The organism is Bradyrhizobium sp. 172, assembly GCF_023101065.1.
Lineage (GTDB): Bacteria > Pseudomonadota > Alphaproteobacteria > Rhizobiales > Xanthobacteraceae > Bradyrhizobium > Bradyrhizobium canariense_D.
This window is the reverse complement of record NZ_CP064701.1, coordinates 1,321,521-1,339,957: the sequence shown is the minus strand read 5'-3', so window position 1 is coordinate 1,339,957 and position 18,437 is coordinate 1,321,521. Positions and strand designations below refer to the sequence as shown.

17 protein-coding genes are annotated in these 18,437 nt (G+C 65.9%); 8 read left to right on the top strand and 9 right to left on the bottom strand.

Features of this window, described 5'->3' with window-relative positions:
• Window positions 1-21 precede the first annotated feature (21 nt).
• Window positions 22-888, top strand: a complete 867-nt coding sequence (locus IVB07_RS06390) for a S1C family serine protease (RefSeq protein ID WP_018453657.1) — start codon at window positions 22-24, stop codon at window positions 886-888.
• On the top strand, window positions 885-1,256 hold the full coding sequence (locus tag IVB07_RS06385; protein WP_007614569.1) for a helix-turn-helix transcriptional regulator: 372 nt from the start codon (window positions 885-887) through the stop codon (window positions 1,254-1,256). Before IVB07_RS06390 ends, IVB07_RS06385 begins: the two co-directional genes overlap by 4 nt.
• Here IVB07_RS06385 and IVB07_RS06380 read toward each other — a convergent pair.
• The 4 genes from IVB07_RS06380 to IVB07_RS06365 form a co-directional block, all read right to left on the bottom strand.
• Window positions 1,253-2,326: a HAMP domain-containing sensor histidine kinase gene (locus tag IVB07_RS06380; RefSeq protein ID WP_018453655.1), complete on the bottom strand. Its 1,074-nt coding sequence runs from the start codon at window positions 2,324-2,326 to the stop codon at window positions 1,253-1,255. The two genes, IVB07_RS06385 and IVB07_RS06380, sit on opposite strands and share 4 nt — an antisense overlap.
• Window positions 2,313-3,005 carry a response regulator transcription factor gene (locus tag IVB07_RS06375; protein ID WP_018453654.1) on the bottom strand — a complete coding sequence of 231 codons (693 nt, stop codon included), beginning with the start codon at window positions 3,003-3,005 and terminating at the stop codon, window positions 2,313-2,315. The genes IVB07_RS06380 and IVB07_RS06375 overlap by 14 nt, the downstream gene beginning before the upstream one ends.
• Before the next feature lie 97 nt (window positions 3,006-3,102).
• Window positions 3,103-3,570, bottom strand: coding sequence for a hypothetical protein (locus tag IVB07_RS06370; protein ID WP_085349581.1), 468 nt, complete (start codon window positions 3,568-3,570; stop codon window positions 3,103-3,105).
• A gap of 190 nt (window positions 3,571-3,760) precedes the next feature.
• A complete protein-coding gene (locus tag IVB07_RS06365) occupies window positions 3,761-6,097 on the bottom strand; it encodes a Tex family protein (protein ID WP_247296124.1) in 2,337 nt (778 codons plus the stop codon).
• A gap of 299 nt (window positions 6,098-6,396) precedes the next feature.
• Here IVB07_RS06365 and IVB07_RS06360 point away from each other — a divergent pair, with 299 nt between their 5' ends.
• Together IVB07_RS06360 and IVB07_RS06355 are read left to right on the top strand one after the other, a co-directional pair.
• Window positions 6,397-7,509, top strand: coding sequence for a ring-opening amidohydrolase (locus tag IVB07_RS06360; protein WP_247296127.1), 1,113 nt, complete (start codon window positions 6,397-6,399; stop codon window positions 7,507-7,509).
• Between the two features lie 124 nt (window positions 7,510-7,633).
• Window positions 7,634-9,103: an amidase gene (locus tag IVB07_RS06355; RefSeq protein WP_247296130.1), complete on the top strand. Its 1,470-nt coding sequence runs from the start codon at window positions 7,634-7,636 to the stop codon at window positions 9,101-9,103.
• A 38-nt stretch (window positions 9,104-9,141) separates the two neighbouring features.
• Here IVB07_RS06355 and IVB07_RS06350 read toward each other — a convergent pair whose 3' ends face one another.
• The gene (locus IVB07_RS06350) at window positions 9,142-9,462 is read right to left on the bottom strand and encodes a hypothetical protein (protein ID WP_204512303.1); all 321 of its coding nucleotides are present in this window, start codon (window positions 9,460-9,462) and stop codon (window positions 9,142-9,144) included.
• A gap of 148 nt (window positions 9,463-9,610) precedes the next feature.
• Here IVB07_RS06350 and IVB07_RS06345 point away from each other — a divergent pair, with 148 nt between their 5' ends.
• Both IVB07_RS06345 and IVB07_RS06340 read left to right on the top strand, forming a co-directional pair.
• On the top strand, window positions 9,611-10,519 hold the full coding sequence (locus IVB07_RS06345; RefSeq protein WP_204512304.1) for a PaaI family thioesterase: 909 nt from the start codon (window positions 9,611-9,613) through the stop codon (window positions 10,517-10,519).
• A 69-nt stretch (window positions 10,520-10,588) separates the two neighbouring features.
• The gene (locus IVB07_RS06340; RefSeq protein WP_166517536.1) at window positions 10,589-10,954 is read left to right on the top strand and encodes a hypothetical protein; all 366 of its coding nucleotides are present in this window, start codon (window positions 10,589-10,591) and stop codon (window positions 10,952-10,954) included.
• Here IVB07_RS06340 and poxB read toward each other — a convergent pair.
• The 3 genes from poxB to IVB07_RS06325 form a co-directional block, all read right to left on the bottom strand.
• The gene (poxB, locus tag IVB07_RS06335) at window positions 10,951-12,687 is read right to left on the bottom strand and encodes a ubiquinone-dependent pyruvate dehydrogenase (RefSeq protein ID WP_247767524.1); all 1,737 of its coding nucleotides are present in this window, start codon (window positions 12,685-12,687) and stop codon (window positions 10,951-10,953) included. The two genes, IVB07_RS06340 and poxB, sit on opposite strands and share 4 nt — an antisense overlap.
• 80 nt (window positions 12,688-12,767) lie before the next feature.
• Window positions 12,768-13,400 (bottom strand): 2-dehydro-3-deoxy-6-phosphogalactonate aldolase, encoded by a 633-nt coding sequence (locus IVB07_RS06330; protein ID WP_204512306.1) that lies wholly within the window; start codon window positions 13,398-13,400, stop codon window positions 12,768-12,770.
• Window positions 13,401-13,413: 13 nt separating this feature from the next.
• Window positions 13,414-14,328, bottom strand: a complete 915-nt coding sequence (locus IVB07_RS06325) for a 2-dehydro-3-deoxygalactonokinase (RefSeq protein WP_018453643.1) — start codon at window positions 14,326-14,328, stop codon at window positions 13,414-13,416.
• A 239-nt stretch (window positions 14,329-14,567) separates the two neighbouring features.
• Here IVB07_RS06325 and IVB07_RS06320 point away from each other — a divergent pair, with 239 nt between their 5' ends.
• On the top strand, window positions 14,568-15,665 hold the full coding sequence (locus tag IVB07_RS06320; protein ID WP_018453642.1) for an LLM class flavin-dependent oxidoreductase: 1,098 nt from the start codon (window positions 14,568-14,570) through the stop codon (window positions 15,663-15,665).
• Between the two features lie 57 nt (window positions 15,666-15,722).
• Window positions 15,723-16,292 carry a flavin reductase family protein gene (locus tag IVB07_RS06315; protein ID WP_204512308.1) on the top strand — a complete coding sequence of 190 codons (570 nt, stop codon included), beginning with the start codon at window positions 15,723-15,725 and terminating at the stop codon, window positions 16,290-16,292.
• A gap of 190 nt (window positions 16,293-16,482) precedes the next feature.
• On the opposite strand, the gene IVB07_RS06310 is transcribed toward IVB07_RS06315, so the two are convergent.
• Window positions 16,483-18,360: a sigma-54-dependent Fis family transcriptional regulator gene (locus IVB07_RS06310; protein WP_247296133.1), complete on the bottom strand. Its 1,878-nt coding sequence runs from the start codon at window positions 18,358-18,360 to the stop codon at window positions 16,483-16,485.
• Window positions 18,361-18,437: the final 77 nt, after the last annotated feature.

Below are 18,437 nucleotides of genomic sequence, written 5' to 3'. Positions count from 1 at the left end.
ACAGCTTTACAGGAGCCTGCCATGACCGACTCAACTCCCCTGACTTCGCTGTCGTCCGCGCTCGCGGATATGGTGTCCCGCACCGCGCCGTCCGTCGTCGCCGTCCATTCGCATCGTTCCCGCGCCACCGGCTTCGTCTGGAAACCCGGCCTGATCGTCACCGCCGACGAGGCGCTGGCCGACGAGGGCGACGTCGAGATCGGCCTCCCCGACGGCAGCACCGCGGCCGCCACGATCGCCGGCCGCGACCATACGACGGATATCGCACTGCTGCGCGCCGATACGGCGATTGCCCCGGTCAAGCTGGCCACAATTGTGCCGCCCCTTGGCGCGTTGTCGGTCGTCGTCGCCACCAACCGCGATACGCCGAGCGCCGCGCTCGCGATGGTGTCGCAGTCCGGCAAGAGCTGGCGCTCCCTGCGCGGCGGCGACATCGACGCGCGGATCGAGCTCGACGTCCGCTTGCGCTCCAGCCAGCAGGGCGGCCTCGCGCTCGACGCATCGGGCGAAGCCTTCGGCATGGCCGTGCTCGGCCCGAGGCGTGTGCTGGTGATCCCGACAGCGACGATCGAGCGGGTCGCGGCCCAGTTAGAGGCGCGCGGCCGCATCGCACGCGGATATCTCGGCCTCGGGCTGCAGCCGGTCCGGCTCGACGACGGCGTCGGCGCGATGGTGATGAATGTCGACAAGGCCGGCCCTTCGGCGGCGGCCGGCATCCGCCAGGGCGACGTCATCGTCGCGGTCAACGACCAGAAGCTGTCCGGCGTGCGCGCGCTGTCGCGGACGCTGGGTCCGGCGAGCGTGGGCGCGGTGGTCGATATCGCGGCGCGCCGCGGCGGCGAGCCGGTCAGCTTCAAGGTCACGATCGGCGAGAGGCCGGCGGCGTGAGCGAGGACATCGCGCCCGAGATCGTGTTGGCTTTGGAGATCGACGATCCCGCCCTCGCCGATCGCCTGGCTGCTCTGCTCGGCAATATCGCCGGGCTTCGCCTCGCCGAACCCGGCGAGAAAGCCGCCGCGACGATTGTCACTCGCGATCCGCGCATCATGCCTGAGGACATTGCGCTGACGCAACGTGAGCTCGACGTGCTGGCGTTGATGGCGGAAGGCGGCTCCAACAAGATGATCGCGCGTCAGCTCGGCATTTCCGTCCACACGGTGAAATTCCATGTCGGCTCGCTGCTCGACAAGCTCGACGCTACCGGCCGCACCGATGCGGTGGCACATGCGGCCCGCCGCGGCGTGATCGAGCTCTAGGTCGGGTGCGGCGGGAAGCTGAGCTGGACCGTCAGGCCCGGCGCGTTGTCGTGCAGGGCAATCTCGGCACCATGGAGGCGAGCGACCGCGGCGACCAGGCTTAAGCCAAGGCCGTTACCCGGGGTGTAGCGGCTCTGCTCGAGCCGGTAGAAGCGTTTGAACACGTGATCGCGCTGATCCGCCGGAATGCCCGGGCCGTCGTCGGCGATCGCGATCGTCGCACCGCCGTCGGTGCTGCTGCAGGTGACGGTCACCTGCCCGCCTTTGCAGCCGTGCTTGATCGCGTTGTCGACGAGATTGGCGATAGCGTCGAACAGCAGGTCGCGATCGCCAATAATCGCCACCTCGCGATCGCCGCCGAGGCTGAGCCGCGTCGCAACCTGTTCGGCGGCGGCATCGTAGAGCTCGACGACCTCGCCGGCGATTTCGGCGAGATTGAGGGTGCGAAACGCACTACGGCGGGCGCGGGTCTCGATCTCCGAGATGCGCGTGATGGAGGCGAACATGCCGAGCACGGCGTCGAGATCGGCGATGGTGTCACCGATCAGCGCCGCGTCGGCCTCGCCATTGCGCGAGGCGTGATAAGCCTTTTCCAGCCGACCCCGCATGCGCGTCAGCGGCGTACGCAAATCATGGGCGACGTTGTCGCTGACCTGCTTGACCTCTCCCATCAAAGTCTCGATGCGGTCGAGCATCTGGTTGAGGTTTTCGGCGACCCGGTCCCATTCGTCGTGACTGCCGCGCAAGGGAATGCGCTGGTCGAGGCCCGACATCATGATGGCGCGGCTGGTGGCGTTGATCTCCTCGATCCGCCCGACCGTGCGGCGCGTCACCAGCACCGCGGCGAGCCCGGCGAGCACCAGCATCAGCACGGCGACAGCGGCCATTGCGAGCTCGATCATCGCGGTGAAGCCGCTGTGGTCGCCGGCATCGCCGACACGGCTCTGCACATAGGCGATCGTGCCGAAATAGACATAGGCCATGATCGCCGCGACGATCAGCCCGAACGCCGCGATCGCGATCAGCGCAAGGCGGAAGGTCGAGGAGCGGAGCGTTTTAGCCAGGAGCACGGAGACAATATCCGATGCCGCGGATGGTGTGGATCAGCGGATAGGCCTGGGCATCATCGACCTTGCGACGGACGCGTCCGACATAGACGTCGATGATGTTGGTGGAGGGATCGAAATGCAGATCCCAGACATGCTGGAGCAGCATCGCACGCGAGACGACGCGGCCCTCGTTGCGGACCAGATATTCGAGTAATTGGAATTCCCGCGGCAACAGCGGAATCTTCCGGCCGCGGCGGCTCGCGCTGCGTGCGATCAGGTCGATGGCGAGATCGCCGACCCGCAGGATCGTCTCCTTGGCGACGGTGTCGCTGCGCCGGCCGAGTGCCTCCAGCCGCGCCAGCAATTCGGTGAAGGAGAACGGCTTGACGAGATAATCGTCGCCGCCGGCCCGCAAGCCGCGCACGCGGTCGTCGACCTCGCCAAGTGCGGAAATGATTAGGAACGGCGCGGCGATGCCGTCGTCGCGCAACTGGCGCATCACGCTGATGCCGTCGATATCGGGCAGCATGCGGTCGATGGTGATCACGGCATAGTCGCGCGCGGCGCCATGGCTGAGCGCTTCGCGCCCGGTGGCGGCGAGATCGACGTCGTAGCCGGAAGTCGTCAGCTCCTCGACGAGCTGGCCTGCGGTTTCCGCGTCGTCCTCGACGACCAGAATGCGGCGGTGAGCTCCGGTCATGACAAACTCCGCGCGACGATCGCCACCAGACTATCCCGTTCCGGGGCTGAGCGGAACCGTCCGATGACGATCGCGACAATGGTGCGGTACGGCGATGCTAGTACCAAGAGTCTCCGCACACATTGACCCATTGCCACCCATAGGGCGTCAAGCTCCTGCGCCAGCAGCCGTCATAGTAGCCGGCATAGATGAAAGGTGCTCCGAAGAAGAAGCGATGGTGTTGCCGGAAGAAGGCATGGCGGCCGATGAAGGGCCTGCCGTGCCAGCCGGAGCCAGCGAAGCGCGGCCCGATCGCCGCATGCGCGAAACGTGCACCGCCAAAGCCCGGGCCGCCGAAACGGGCGCCGCCCATGCCGCCGACGCGCATACCACCGAAGCCACCGGTGTGCATGCCGCCGCCGAAGCCTCCCGTGTGCATGCCGCCGCCACCGAAATGCCCACCACCGCCGAATCCGCCATGACCGCCACCGCCACCGCCACCGCCTCTGGCAAGCACCGGTGAAGCGAGCGCCATCACCGCTGCGATCGTCACCGCGGTGAGGCCTTTGAGAATCCTGTTGTCCATCGAAGCATCCTCCGTGCTGCGCGACAATATTCTGCCGCGCGAGGAGGATCAGATGAGAGGAAGGGACAGGCGCCTTCAACTTACAAACGCGCCAGATTCTGACGCGGAAGTTAGGGAGACGCTGCTCTCTCACTCGCTCGCCCCGTTCTTGCGGGGAGAGGGTGGGGTGAGAGCGGGGAGAGGTTAGAAGCTACGCCCGCTTGCCGCCGTTTTTCTCGGCCGCGCGGCGCAGCGCTTCGGCGAGCGCACCGCCGCCGGAAGACTCCTGCTGGCGCGGGGCCGACGACGTCATGCGGGACGGGTTACGTGAGCTGTTATCCCGCTGCATGCCGGGCGCGTCCTTCTTGGCGCCGACCTCGTCGTCGAGCCGTAGTGTCAACGAGATACGCTTGCGCGCGACCTCGAAGTCTAGCACCTTCACTTTGACGATGTCGCCGGGCTTCACCACTTCACGCGGATCCTTGATGTAGGTCTTGGACATCGCCGAGATGTGCACGAGGCCGTCCTGGTGCACGCCGATATCGACGAAGGCGCCGAACGCCGCGACGTTGGTTACGGTGCCCTCGAGGATCATGCCCTTCTTGAGGTGCTTGATCTCCTCGACGCCGTCCATGAACACAGCTGCCTTGAAGGCCGGACGCGGGTCGCGACCGGGCTTCTCGAGCTCGCGCAGGATGTCGGTGACGGTCGGCAGACCAAACGTCTCGTCCACGAAGTCTTTCGGCTTCAGCGTGCGAACGATGTCGCTGCTGCCGATCAGCGCCTTGATGTCGCTCTTGGTGGCGCTGAGAATCCGGCGCACCACCGGATAGGCTTCCGGATGCACACCGGAGGCGTCGAGCGGGTCCTCGCCGCCGAGGATGCGCAGGAAGCCCGCGCACTGCTCGAACGCCTTGGGGCCGAGCCGCGGCACGTCCTTCAACGCCTTGCGCGACTTGAACGGCCCGTTGGCGTCGCGGTGTGCCACGATGCTCGAGGCGAGGCCGGAGCCGACGCCCGACACGCGCGCGAGCAGCGGAGCGGACGCGGTGTTGACGTCGACGCCGACGGCGTTCACGCAGTCTTCGACCACGGCGTCGAGGGATTTGGCGAGCTTGGCCTGGCCTAGGTCGTGCTGGTACTGGCCGACGCCGATCGCCTTGGGTTCGATCTTGACGAGCTCGGCGAGAGGATCCTGGAGCCGCCGCGCGATTGACACCGCGCCGCGCAGGGTGACGTCGAGGCCCGGCAACTCCTCCGAGGCGAACGCCGAGGCCGAATAAACCGACGCGCCGGCTTCCGACACCACGATCTTGGTCATCTTCAAGTCGGGCAGGCCCTTGACGAGGTCGGCCGCGAGCTTGTCGGTCTCGCGCGAGGCGGTGCCGTTGCCGATCGCGATCAGCTCGACACGATGTTTCAGCGCGAGCTTGCCGAGGATCGCAAGCGCCTCGTTCCACTGCCGCTGCGGCTCGTGCGGATAGATCACGGCGGTATCCACCACCTTGCCGGTCGCGTCGGTGACGGCGACCTTGACCCCGGTGCGGAAGCCGGGATCGAGACCCATGGTGACGCGGGTGCCGGCGGGCGCCGCGAGCAGCAAGTCGCGCAGATTCGAGGCGAACACGCGCACGGCCTCTGTCTCGGCCGCATTCCACAGCCGCATGCGCAGGTCGATGTTGAGATGCACCTGGATCTTGGTGCGCCAGGCCCAGCGCACGGTATCGATCATCCAGCGGTCGCCGGCGCGCTTAAGGTCGGCGATGCCGAACCGCTTCATGATCTTCAGTTCATAGACGCTCGGCACGCCGGGCGGCGATGGTTCGGCCTCGGCCTGGATCTGGAGATCGAGGATTTCTTCTTTCTCGCCGCGGAACATTGCGAGGATTCGGTGCGAGGGCAGCTTGGTCAGCGGCTCGGAGAACTCGAAATAGTCGGCAAACTTTTCGCCCTCGGTTTTCTTGCCGTCGCGCACCTTGGAGGTCATGCGCGCATTAGTCCACACCTCCTCGCGAAGCGCGCCGATCAGGTCGGCGTCTTCGTCGAAGCGCTCGACCAGGATGGCGCGGGCGCCATCGAGTGCCGCAGCGGCATCGGCAACGCCCTTCTCGGGATTGACGAAGGCTTCAGCGACCACCTTCGGATCGTTGTTGGGCTCGGCCATGAGCTGAAAGGCGAGCGGCTCGAGCCCGGCTTCCTTGGCGATCTCGGCCTTGGTGCGGCGCTTCGGCTTAAACGGCAGATAGATGTCTTCGAGGCGCGCCTTGCTGTCGGCAGCGAGAATGGAGGCCTCCAGCGCGGCATCGAGCTTGCCCTGCTCGCGGACCGATTCGAGGATGGCCTTGCGGCGGTCCTCGAGCTCGCGCAGGTAACCCAGGCGCTCCTCCAGCGTGCGCAATTGTGCGTCGTCGAGCGCACCGGTCGCTTCCTTGCGGTAGCGGGCGATGAAGGGAACCGTGGCGCCGCCGTCGAGCAGCGCCACTGTCGCCTCGACCTGCTCCGCCCGAACCCCAAGCTCCTGCGCAATTTTCTGGTTGATATTTACCACGCGAGAACCCCTCTATCCAAGCACGCATCGCGGAGGCGAACCACCGGCTGCGGGACGCCGCTTATGGACCAATCGGGGTTGATTCATCAAGGTGCGGCGGACGACCGTCGACAAGGGATTTTTTGTCGAAGCGATGCGATCTCGCCACAATCGTGGGTGCTACGCAGACGGCGCACGTCCTGCTGTCGTCCTGGCTTTCGCCAGGACGACGACGGGGATTGCCTCGACACCTTGACAGGCGCCCCGGTTCAGCGGCTGTTTTCGTCTGCCGGACTCCTGAACTTCATGTGAGGATTATAATGCGGACGACATCGGTCGGCGTCTTCAAGGTCGCCACCAGAGGCCCCGGCGACGTCTCCGGATTGATGAGCATGATCGGCTCCGGCGCGATCGATCCGGCATCCATCCTGGCGATCCTCGGCAAGACCGAAGGCAACGGCGGCGTCAACGACTTTACCCGGGAATATGCCGTTGCCGCGCTGTGCACGGCGCTGGCGCCGCAGCTCGGGCTGTCGCCGCAGGAGGTCGAGCAACGCATCGCCTTCGTGATGTCGGGCGGCACCGAGGGCGTGCTCAGCCCGCACATCACGGTGTTCACGCGCCAGGACATTCTACAGCGCCCGGCAGGCCTCTCCGGCAAGCGCCTGAGCATCGGCATGGCGCACACGCGGGATTTTCTCCCTGAAGAGCTCGGCCGCTCCGCTCAGATCACGGAGACAGCCAAGGCCGTGAAGGCCGCGATGGCGGATGCCGGGATCGCCGATCCCGCCGACGTCCATTTCGTGCAGATCAAATGCCCGCTGCTCACCAGCGAGCGCGTCGAAGCGGCGAATGCGCGCGGTCACAAGACAGCGACGACCAGCGCCTACAGTTCGATGGCCTATTCGCGCGGCGCTTCCGCACTCGGCGTTGCGGTCGCGCTCGGCGAGATCGCAACCGGCGTTCGTGATGAGGACGTGCTGCGACGCTACGATCTGTTCTCGAACGTCGCCTCGACCTCGTCCGGGATCGAGCTCATGCATAACGTCGTCATCGTGCTCGGCAATTCGATGTCCTCGACGAGCGAATTCGAGATCGGGCATGCCGTGATGAGCGATGCGATCGACACCGCGGCGGTGCTTGCGGCGTTGGAGAGCGTTGGGCTCCGTGCCGGGCAACAGACGACGACCGGCAGCAAGCTTGTCAACATCTTCGCTAAGGCCGAGGCCTCCCCTGATGGCTGCGTGCGCGGCTTCCGCCACACCATGCTCGAAGATACCGATATCAGCTCGACACGCCACGCCCGGGCTGCCGTTGGCGGGTTGATTGCCGGCCTCGCCGGCACTGGTGCGGTCTACGTCTCCGGCGGCGCCGAGCATCAGGGCCCAGCCGGCGGCGGCCCGGTCGCGGTGATCGCAAAGTTCTCCAATTGATGCGCGCGCATGCAATTCGGGATTACCTCTCCATCCGGCGCAACCCTGCCCTTCGCGCCGCTCAGTTGATTAAAGTGTTCCTGTGCGAAACTAAGGTGGCGCCGCACGAAGAGGTTTGGATCGCATGACTTTCCCGATGAGCTGGAACGAATGGGCGCAGCACGATGGCGTGGGGCTGGCCGCGCGCGTCCGCAAGGGCGAGCTCACGGCAAAGGAGTTGGCGCGCCAGGCCGCCGCGGGCGTCGCCAAGGTCAATCCGGCACTGTCGGGCGTGGTCGAGCTGTTCGATGACGTGATCGCCGATCCGGCCAAGGACGGCGCCAATCTCGCCGGCCCGTTCGCAGGCCTGCCCTTCCTGATGAAGGACCTCGGCCCGACCATGAAGGGGCGGCTCCAGGAGATGGGCTCGCTGTTAATGCGCGGCAATCGCGCCAGCGCCGACACGTTCCTGACCGGCAAATTCCGCCAGGCCGGACTGAACCTGATCGGACGCACCACGACACCGGAGTTCGGCGTCTGCAGCTCGGCCGACAATCCGGCCGTCTATGTCACGCGCAATCCCTGGGACACCGACTACACCACCTGCGGCTCGTCGGCCGGGAGCGCCGCAATGGTCGCGGCCGGCGTGGTGCCGATCGCACACGCGACTGACGGCGGCGGCTCGATCCGCATTCCCGCCGGCGTCAACGGCAATATCGGCTTGAAAGTCTCGCGCGGCGTGTTCTCGCTCGCACCGCACATGTCCGATCTCACCGGCCTCGTCTCGATCCAGGGCTGCCAGTCGCGCTCGGTGCGCGACACCGCCGCCTTCGTCGACCATGCAAGGGGAGCGGCGCCCGGCGAATTCATGCCGTTCTGGACCACGGCGCAGCCTTATTCCGAGATGATCAAGCGCGACCCGTCAAAGCTTCGTATCGCGCTGTCGCACAGCTGGGGCGACTACACCGCGACGCCCGAGATCGCGGCCGAGCTGGCGAAGGCCGGCCGCTTCCTCGAAGGCCTCGGCCATCACGTCGACTACGCCCTGCCCGAACTCGAGTTCCGCGCCGCGTTCGAGGCGCAGACCACCTGCTACATCTCGAATTTTGCCGTGGTGATCTCCAACATGCTCGCCGCGCGCGGACTGGAACGGCCGCCGGAAGATCTCATCGAACCCATGAATATCCGGATCTGGGAAGCCGGCCGGCATACGAGCTTCGCCGAGCGGGCGAAGATGCAAGGCGTGTTCAACACGACCTCGCGCGCCTTCGGCGCCTTCTTCGAGCAGTGGGACGTGATCTTGACCCCGATCACGGCGCTGCCGACGCCGAAGGTCGGCACCCGGGAATATCTCACCATCTCCGACAACCCCGACGTGCTCGACTGGTTCGGCAATCTTTGGCGCTTCTTCGCCTTCACGCCGCTCGCCAATCTCTGCGGCATGCCGGCGATCTCGATGCCGATGGCCACGCAGGACCACGGCCTGCCGCTGGGCATCCAGGCGATTGCGAAGCAGGCCAATGACGGCCTCCTGCTGCAACTCGCCGCCCAGATCGAGCGCGCGCTCGACGGCAAGTGGAACGACGGCAGGAAGCCGAAGGTGCATGTGAGCTGAGCGAGTTGATCGCATTAACTTGCGATCCGCGAACGGCCTCAGTTCTTCACCGAGGGAATTTCCTCCGGCCGGGGCTGCTGCTGGCCCTGCTGGTACATTGCCAGCGCCTTTTCGAGCGCTTCGCGCAGAGCCAGCGCCGCGGCCACGCTGCAACGCAGATGCGCGGTCTGGACCACATCAACCCTGACGGCGGCGCCGACCGGCATCAGAAGGTTCGCCGCAAGCTCGATTTGAATCGCGCCGTTGTGGTGGCCGAAGCAGGATGCACCGTCGAAATAGATGATCGGCGCCCGCTCCGAGCTCGATGTCGAAATGATGACGGGCCCCTGGCTGGTGACGGGCGTTTCGGGATCGGCCATGGGCACTCCTTACGGCTGGTCGAACGAACGAGGCGCCCACCATCGTTGCTTCGGCCCGCCCTGTCGAGGCCAAACCGCCCCCGGCACCCACCGTGGGACGCGCATTCGGGGTTTTGCGCCGCGCCCGCCACTGGTCTAGAACGTCCTCATGTCCAGCTCACCGACCACACTTTCGTTCGAGGACCTCGCCGAGGCGATCAAGGGTCGCCGCTCCGATTACGGCCAGATCAGCGGGCTCCAGCTCGACCGCTTCGCACCGCGCGAAGCCTGGTCCAGCCTGCCCTACCGGCCGGTCTTTGTCGGTGACACCGAGACCGGCGTCCTGCATGGCGGGGTCGTCACCGCGATGCTGGACGAGAGTTGCGGCATGGCGGTGCAACTCGCGCTGGACGGCACAAGCGCGATCGCGACGCTCGATCTGCGCATCGACTATCAGAAGCCGGCAACGCCGGGCCTCGACATCAAGGCGCATTCGGTCTGCTACCGCACCACGCGTTCGATTGCCTTCGTGCGCTCCACCGCCTATCAGGAGTCCGAGGACGATCCGGTCGCGACCGCGACCGCCTGTTTCATGATCGGCGCCAACCGCACCAACATGCTCGCGGATCGCAGGATGGATTCGCCCGGCATCCCGAGGCTGGAGGCGCCGGACGATCCGGAAGGCCCGTTCGCCAACAGCCCGTTCGCACGCTGCCTCGGCATTCGCGTCAACGACGACGGCACACTGACGATGCCGTTCTCGCCAAAGATCATCGGCAATCCGATTCTGCCTGCGATCCATGGCGGCATGACCGGCGCCTTCCTCGAAACCACCGCGATCTTCGGAGTGGCCCGTGAACTCGGCGCCACCGCACTGCCCAAGCCGATCGGACTGACCGTCAACTATCTGCGCTCCGGCCGCGCGCTCGACACGTTCGCCAACGTCTCGATCGTGAAACAGGGCCGGCGCATCGTCGCCTTCGAGGCACGGGCCTGGCAGGACGATGCGAACAAGCCGATCGCCACAGCCTTCGGCCATTTCATGCTGCGGCCGACGCCCGGAAACGACGAGGAATAGGCGCATTTTCCCTTGACGGCCAAGGTCTGGGCCACAACGATAGCGCGTCCCCTCACGAGAGGTATTGGCTTGCGGCATCCGCTCGACATCATCGCCATGTTCGCCGCGCTCTGGCTGCTGGCAGCGATGGTGCTCGACGCGCTGACGCCGAAGGAGCTGACGACGGTGATGATCGGCATCGCCATCGGACCCGCCGTCGTCATCACCGCCGTGTTCTACTATCTGCGCTGCCCGCGCACCGATTTCGCGGTGATGTTCGCCGCGCTTTGGCTGATCTCCGACATCGGCATCGCGTTCATCTCGCCAACGCAGCTGCCCCACTTTCTGATCGCGCTCGGCTTCGTGCCGGCGCTGCTGATCGGGATCGTGCTGCACTGGCAACGCTTCCAGCGCCGCCATGAGCGGCTGCCCGTGCCATCGGTCAAGCGCGGCTAGCGCGGCAGCAAATTGGTCTTGGCGAGATCGACGACCTCGTCGCCGCGGCCGTTCATCACGGCGCGCAAGACCCAGAGGCTGAAGCCCTTGATCTGTTCGGGCGTGATGGTCGGCGGCATCGACAGCTCCTGCTTGGCGGTGACCACATCGAGCAGCGCCGGTCCGTGGTGGGCCAGCATCTCCTTCATCGCACCTGGAAGCTCGCCGGGATCCTCGACCCGCCTTGCGAAGATACCCATCGCGCGCGCCATCGCCGCGAAGTCCGGATTCTCCAGATCGACATTGGTGTCGACGAAACCGGCCGCCTTCATCTCCAGTGCGACGAAGCCGAGCACGCCGTTGTTGAAGATGACCACCTTCACCGGCAGCTTCATCTGCGTCAGCGTGATCAGATCGCCCATCAGCATGGTGAAGCCCCCGTCGCCGGAGAGCGAGATCACCTGCCGGCCGGGCTGCGCGGCCTGCGCGCCGATCGCCTGCGGCATGGCGTTGGCCATCGAGCCGTGCACGAACGAGCCGATCAGCCGGCGGCGTCCGTTCATCTCGAGATAGCGCGCGGCCCACACCGTCGGCGTGCCGACATCGGTGGTGAACACCGCATCATCGCTCGCATGGTCGCTGATGACCTTTGCCAGGTATTGCGGATGGATTGGTTTGCTGCCCGGCGTGCCCTTGGCGAGCGAGTCGAGGCCTTCGCGCGCCTTCTTGTAATGCGCGATCGCATCGTCGAGGTGCTTGCGCTGCGTCTTGGATTTCAGAAGCGGCAGCAGCGCCTCGAGGGTGAGCTTGACGTCGCCGACCAGGCCGAGGTCGATCTTGCAGCGGCGCCCGAGATTTTCCGGACGGATGTCGATCTGCGCGATCTTGGCATCGGTCGGGAAGAACTGCTTGTAGGGAAAATCGGTCCCGAGCATCACCAGCGCGTCGCAGGCGTGCATGGCGGCATAGCCGGAGGAGAAGCCGATGAAGCCGGTCATGCCGACATCGTAGGGATTGTCGTATTCGACATGCTCCTTTCCGCCCAGCGCATGCACGATCGGGCTCTTCAAGGCTTCCGCAAGCTGCATCAGCGGCGCATGCGCGCCGGCGCAGCCGCGACCGCAGAACAGGGTGATGCGTTCGGCGCCGTTCAGGAGATCCGCAAGCGCCTTCAACTCATCCGCCTGCGGCACAACCTTCGGCGCCGACAGCGCAAGGCCACGCGCCGTCGACAGCGCGCGCTTGGGTGGGCTGCGGAAGGCGACGTCGCCCGGCATGGCGACAACGGCGACGCCGCGCATGCCGACCGCCGCGCGGATCGCGTTTTCCAGCACGTAGGGAAGCTGACTCGGATCGGAGACCAGCTCGCAATAATGGCTGCACTCGCGGAACAGGTTTTGCGGATGCGTCTCCTGGAAATAGCCGCTGCCGATCTCGGCGGTCGGAATTTGCGCGGCGATCGCCAGCACGGGAACGCGGCTGCGATGGGCGTCGAACAGGCCGTTGATCAGATGCAGATTGCCGGGACCACACGAGCCCGCGCACAGCGCAAGGCTGCCCGTCATTTCCGCTTCCCCGGCGGCGGCGAAGGCCGCGACCTCCTCGTGCCGGACATGGATCCATTCGATCGTGCCGCGCCGCCGCAGCGCTTCGGTCAGCGCATTCAGACTGTCGCCGACGATGCCGTAGATGCGCTTGACGCCAGCCTGTTCGAGCGTTGCCACGAACAGATCGGCTACATTGTTGATCGCCATGTCGGTCTCCTGATCTCGCTGGTGCAGCAAGATAGGATAACGTGCGACCGTGACGACATCACGGCTTGTTTATTGCCGCTTCAGTCTTTCGCAATCGCCCGATCGTAGGCCGCGATCGTCAATTTTGCGCGAGCGGCAACGTCCGTTACCGTCATGCCGGGCTTGTAGAGGTTGGAGCCCAGCCCGAACGCCGTCACGCCACCCTCGATGTACTCCGCGAAATTCTGGTCGGAGACGCCGCCGACGGCGGCGATCATCACGCCGGCCGGCAGCACGGCGCGGATCGCGGCGATGCCGGACGCGCCGAGCACGCTTGCCGGAAAGAACTTCAGGCCAGAGGCGCCGGAGCGCGCGGCCAGCAGCGCCTCGGTCGGCGAAAACACGCCCGGCAACGTGACCATGGCGTATTGGTGCGCACGCGTGAGCACCTGCGTATCGACATTCGGCGAGACCATCAGCTTGCCGCCGACATCGTTGAGCCGATCGACATCCGCTGTGGTCAGCACCGTGCCGGCGCCGATCAGCACGCCGGCCGGCGCGAGCTTGACGGCGGTGGCGATGGAGCGGAACGGATCGGGCGAGTTTAGCGGGATCTCGATCGCGGTCATGCCGGCCTCGATCAGCACGCCGACGATGGCCTGCGTTTCCTCGGGCTTCACGCCGCGCAGGATCGCAAGCAGTGGCCGCTTCATCGCCGGAAAGGGAACGCTCATTTCAACAGTCCTCTCATTTCGTCCAGATCGCGGCAGCCGCCATCGACAGACCGCGGCGGACCGCTTCATCGGCATCGACGGGGTTCACGGTGACCGACAACGCATCGAAAGCCAACGTGTACAGCATCGCGAGCCGCCCCGAGGCAATCAACGTAATGCCTGCTTTCGGCACGGCGCCGGAGAGCCCGGCGGCCAGCTCGATGCCGATCAAAGTGCCCGACAGCGTTTCGCGCGCCGCGGCCGGTGTGCTCCCGAACAGAAGCTGACGCGAGCGCGCGCCGAACAGAAAATTGGCCGCGAACGACGGCGCCTCATACGCAGCTCTCACCGCCGCCTTGAAGCTCGCGACGTCCTCGGCGTCTTCGGCGCCTGCGACCGCAAGCGACAAGATCGTCTCGCGCGACACAACGCTGAAGAGCTCGCCGGTCATGAAGGTGGAGAAATGCGCGATCGTATCGTCCTTCAGGCGTACCCATTTCGAATGCGTGCCGGGCATGCAGACCAGCGCCTCACCTGCGGCATCGAGACCAAGCGCGCCGAGCAGCTGTGTCTCCTCGCCGCGCATCACGTCCGGCGCTCTTGTATCGCGCTGCGCGATACCCGGCAGGATGCGGATATCGCGTGCTTCGCCCGGCACGTGCGCGGCCTGCTCCAGGACGGCCGCGAGCGGCGCGGGTGTATCGACATATCCGGCTTCGACCCAGCCCGTCTTGGCGCCGGCCATGCCGCAGACCAGAACCGGCAGATGAGCTGGTGCTTCGACGGCGGCAAGATGGGATTGCAGCACGGCCGCGAAGCCGGTCTTTGCCGCCGCCAGCATGCCCTCGCCGCTGCGGCGTTCGGCCAGCACTACGCCGGTACGATCGATCAACCAGAGCCGGAAGCTGCTGGTGCCCCAGTCCACCGCGACGTAAGCGGGTTCGGTCATCTCGGTTCTCGTCCTCGTCTCACCGGCAAGACGCCGTCTCGCGACAATGAGACGACGGCCCGCAAATTCGCCACGGGATATCGGCTATTGCCGCCGCAAACCAGCGTTTTCTCGCGGGACTGAGCCGCTGTAGCGCTGGCACACCGCTTGCGGAGCGGTGGCACACCGCTTGCTCAAGCAACCCTGCTCACGTCCGTGAACCGCGCAATAAGACGCGTCAACATCAGATGAGGAAACCCATGGAGATCGGCTATTTCACGATGCCTTCGCACCCGCCGGAGTGCGGCCTGAAGGAAGGGAACGACTGGGACCTGCAGGTCATGCGCTGGCTCGACGAGCTCGGCTATCAGGAGGCCTGGGTCGGCGAGCACCATACCGCGCCCTGGGAACCCAATCCCACGCCCGATCTGCTGATCGCGCAGGCGCTGATGCAGACCAAGAATATCCGTATCGGGCCGGGCGGCTTCCTGCTGCCCTATCACCACCCGGCCGAGCTCGCCAACCGCGTCGCCATGCTCGATCACCTCTCGGGAGGTCGGCTCAATTTCGGCGTCGCGGCGAGCGGCCTGCCGAGCGACTGGGCCATGTTCAATGTCGACGGCATGAGCGGACAGAACCGCGACATGACGCGCGAGGCGCTGGAGATCATTCTGAAGATGTGGAGCGATCCCGCGCCCTGGACCTACAAGGGCAAATTCTGGACGGTGACCAAGCCGGACACGATGTTCGACTTCTTGAAACCCCACATCAAGCCGTTGCAGACGCCGCACCCGCCGATCGGCGTCGCTGGGCTCTCGAAGAACTCGGACACGCTGAAGCTCGCCGGCGAGCGCGGCTTCATTCCAATGAGCCTCAACCTGAACCCGGCCTATGTCGGCAGTCATTGGGATTCGGTTGTAGCCGGTGCCGCCAAGACCGGGCGCAAGCCGGACCGGGCCGATTGGCGGCTGGTGCGCGAGGTGTTCGTCGCCGATACCGACGAGGAAGCGTGGCGGCTCTCGACCGGCGACATGATGGGCCGGATGATGGGCGAGTACTTCCTGCCGCTGCTCGGCCATTTCGGCTTCAAGGACTATCTGAAGCACGCGCCCGACGTGCCCGATAGCGACGTCACCGTCGAATATTGCGCCAAGCGGAACTGGATCGTCGGCTCGCCAGCGACCGTCGCCGAGAAAATCGAGAAGATCTACGAGGAGGTCGGCGGCTTCGGCGTGCTGCTGGTGTTCGGCTTCGACTACAAGCACAAGGCTGAAGCCTGGCATCACTCGCTGTCGCTGCTGAAGAACGAGGTGATGCCGCGCCTGAAGCATCTCGGCTCCGCGAAGAAGGCGGCTTGACCCGACGCGGGTGCGGCGCGATCGTGCCGCACCCACATCCATTTCGGAGATTTCCGCGTGACGGTGGACGCCAGTGCTTTCGACGCTAAGAATTTCAAGCAGGCGATGCGCCAGTGCGCCGGCGCGGTCGCGCTGGTGACGGTCGGCGCCGAGCACGGCAAGCGCACGGGGCTGACGGTGACCTCGGCCTGCTCACTGTCGGACTCGCCACCATCCCTGATCGTGTGCGTCAACCGCAACGCCAGTGCGCACGCGCGCATCCGCGAGGAAGGCGCGTTCGCGATCAACTTCCTGCACGAGGACCACGCCCTCCTGGCGCTTACCTTCAGTGGCCAGAAGGGCGTCAATGGCGACGACCGTTTTGCGTTCGGGGAGTGGACGCGTGGGGTGACCGGCGCGCCGGTGCTGAGCGATGCGGTCGCCGCATTCGACTGCGTGCTGGCGCAGGAATTCGAGACCAAGACGCATTCGATCTTCGTCGGCGAGGTGCGCGGCGCATCGCATTCCGACGGGGCGGCGCCGCTCGTGTATCTGCGCAGCAGCTTCCACGCCCCGCGCGAAATCCGCGGCACCGTGACAGTCGGCGACCTCGACTCGCGACATCTGAGCTGGAGCGATTTTTCGTAGAGAGCGGCGGCAGGCTCGCTGCCGCTCCCGTCTCCCCTTGCGGGAGAAGGTGGCGCGAAGCCCCGGATGAGGGGTATCTCTCCGCGGACTCAGAAGCAAGAGAGTCAAGTGCGGAGAGATACCCCTCGCCCGTCTCGCCGCGTTCGCGGCGAGCCGCCCTCTCCCGCAAGGGGAGAGGGAAGAAAGATCGCTACTGCGTCGTCTCGATCTTCAACTGCTTGATCTTGCGATACAGCGTGGCGCGGCTCAGCTTCAGCGCGCGCGCTGTTTCCGTCACGCGGCCGCCGTGTTTGCGCAAGGCTTCGACGATCGCCGCGCGCTCCGCCGCTGCGAGATCCGGCTCCGCCCTTCCACCAAACGGCGGCAGATCGAGGTCGGCATCGGTGATGACGTCGTCCTCCGCCGTGCAGCCGGCGAGCCGCAGCACATGCCGAAGCTGGCGCATGTTGCCGGGATAGGGATAGGCCGCGAGCCGCGCCCAGGCCTCGTCCGAGAGCGAGCAATTCGGCGCCTCCTCGTGAGCGATCTGGCGGATGACGTCGTCGCGGTCGGCGCGCTCGCGCAAGGCCGGCAGCCGCACCTCCATGCCGCGCAGACGGAAATATAGGTCGGTGCGGAAGGCGCCCTCCTCGGCCATGCGGCCGAGATCGCGATGGGTGGCGCTGATCAGGCGAATGTCGACCGGCACGGGCTTCAGCGCGCCGAGCGGCCAGACTTCGCGGTTCTCCAGCACCCGTAGCAGCCGCGTCTGCAGCGCGATCGGCATGTCGCCGATCTCGTCGAGGAACAGCGTGCCGCCGTCTGCCTGCACGATCAGGCCCTTCGAGCCGTCGCGGCGTGCGCCGGTGAAGGCGCCGGCCTCGTAGCCGAACAGCTCGGCATCGATCAGGCTTTCCGGCATCGCCGCGCAGTTCAGCGCGACATAGTTGTGGCGCGCGCGATTGCCGGCTGCGTGAATGGCACGGGCGAACACATCCTTGCCGACGCCGGTCTCGCCATGCAGCAGCACCGGCAGATTGCGATCGCCGATGCTTCTAAGTCGCTTCACGCTCCTGATCAGGCTGGGATCGCGTCCGGCGAGCCGCTGCAGCGCATCGAAGCGATCGACCGGTGCATCGCGGCGCGGCGCGAGCGGACGGGTCGAGGCCCTCGCCCGCAGCGGCGGCGCGACATGGCCGTGCCCTAGTGAACTGCCATCGGCCCGGCGCAGTTCGACGAGATCGTCTGCGTCGCGCGCGGCGGGATGGTCGAATTTGACATAGCGCGACAGATCGATGCCGGCTGCGATCAAGCCGTCGGTGAGACCCAGCAGTGCGCGCGCCGAACGGCAGGCGCCGACGATGCGGCGATCGTCGTCATAGGCGAGCAGGCCGCCGCCGCCGTCGCCCGGCACGGTCGCGATCCAGGCGTTGCGGAAATGACTGCGGAAGATCGCGCCCTCCATGCGCCGCGTTGCCTCCATCGTCACCGCGAGCGCAAGCTGATGCGCGGTGCGTTCGAGGTCCTCGCGGCAGGAGGTGATGTTCACGGCGCCTGCGAGCCGTCCCGCCTGGTCAAACAGCGGCGTCACGGCGCAGGAAAACATGTGCCACTGCGCGCGAAAATGCTCGTCGCGATGCACCAGGATCGGCTTCTGCTCGGCGAGCGCGGTGCCGAGCCCATTGGTGCCTTCGGAGGCCTCGGAAAAATTCGAGCCTGTGTAGATCTTCCAGTCCATGAATAGTCGTGCGTCGGCCTCGCCGGGCAGGCGGCTGAACAGCATGGTTGCGTTCACGTCTGCCAGGTTGACGCAATAACCGGCACCGCGCAGTACCCGGGCGAGGTCGTCGAGCTCCGGTGTTGCAAGCCGGATCGTCTCCTCCATGGGTTCGGCGACGTGACGGATCTCGGCTTCGGTGAGCGTCTGCGGCGGCCCCTGACGGCCGGGATCGAGCTTGTGGCTGACCAGGCAGCGCCGCCAGGAATTGGCAATGCGCGAAGAGGCATCGACGTCGGCCAAGCGGTCTATAACCTGATTGGCGACGGACAAGACACGGGCGACATGGTTCGAGGCCGAAAGGCTGGCCATCGCGGACGTCTCCACCCTGCATTATTGTGCAAAGTCTGGCACCGCAGGCGGGGATGTCAATCGGGAACCGGGAACGC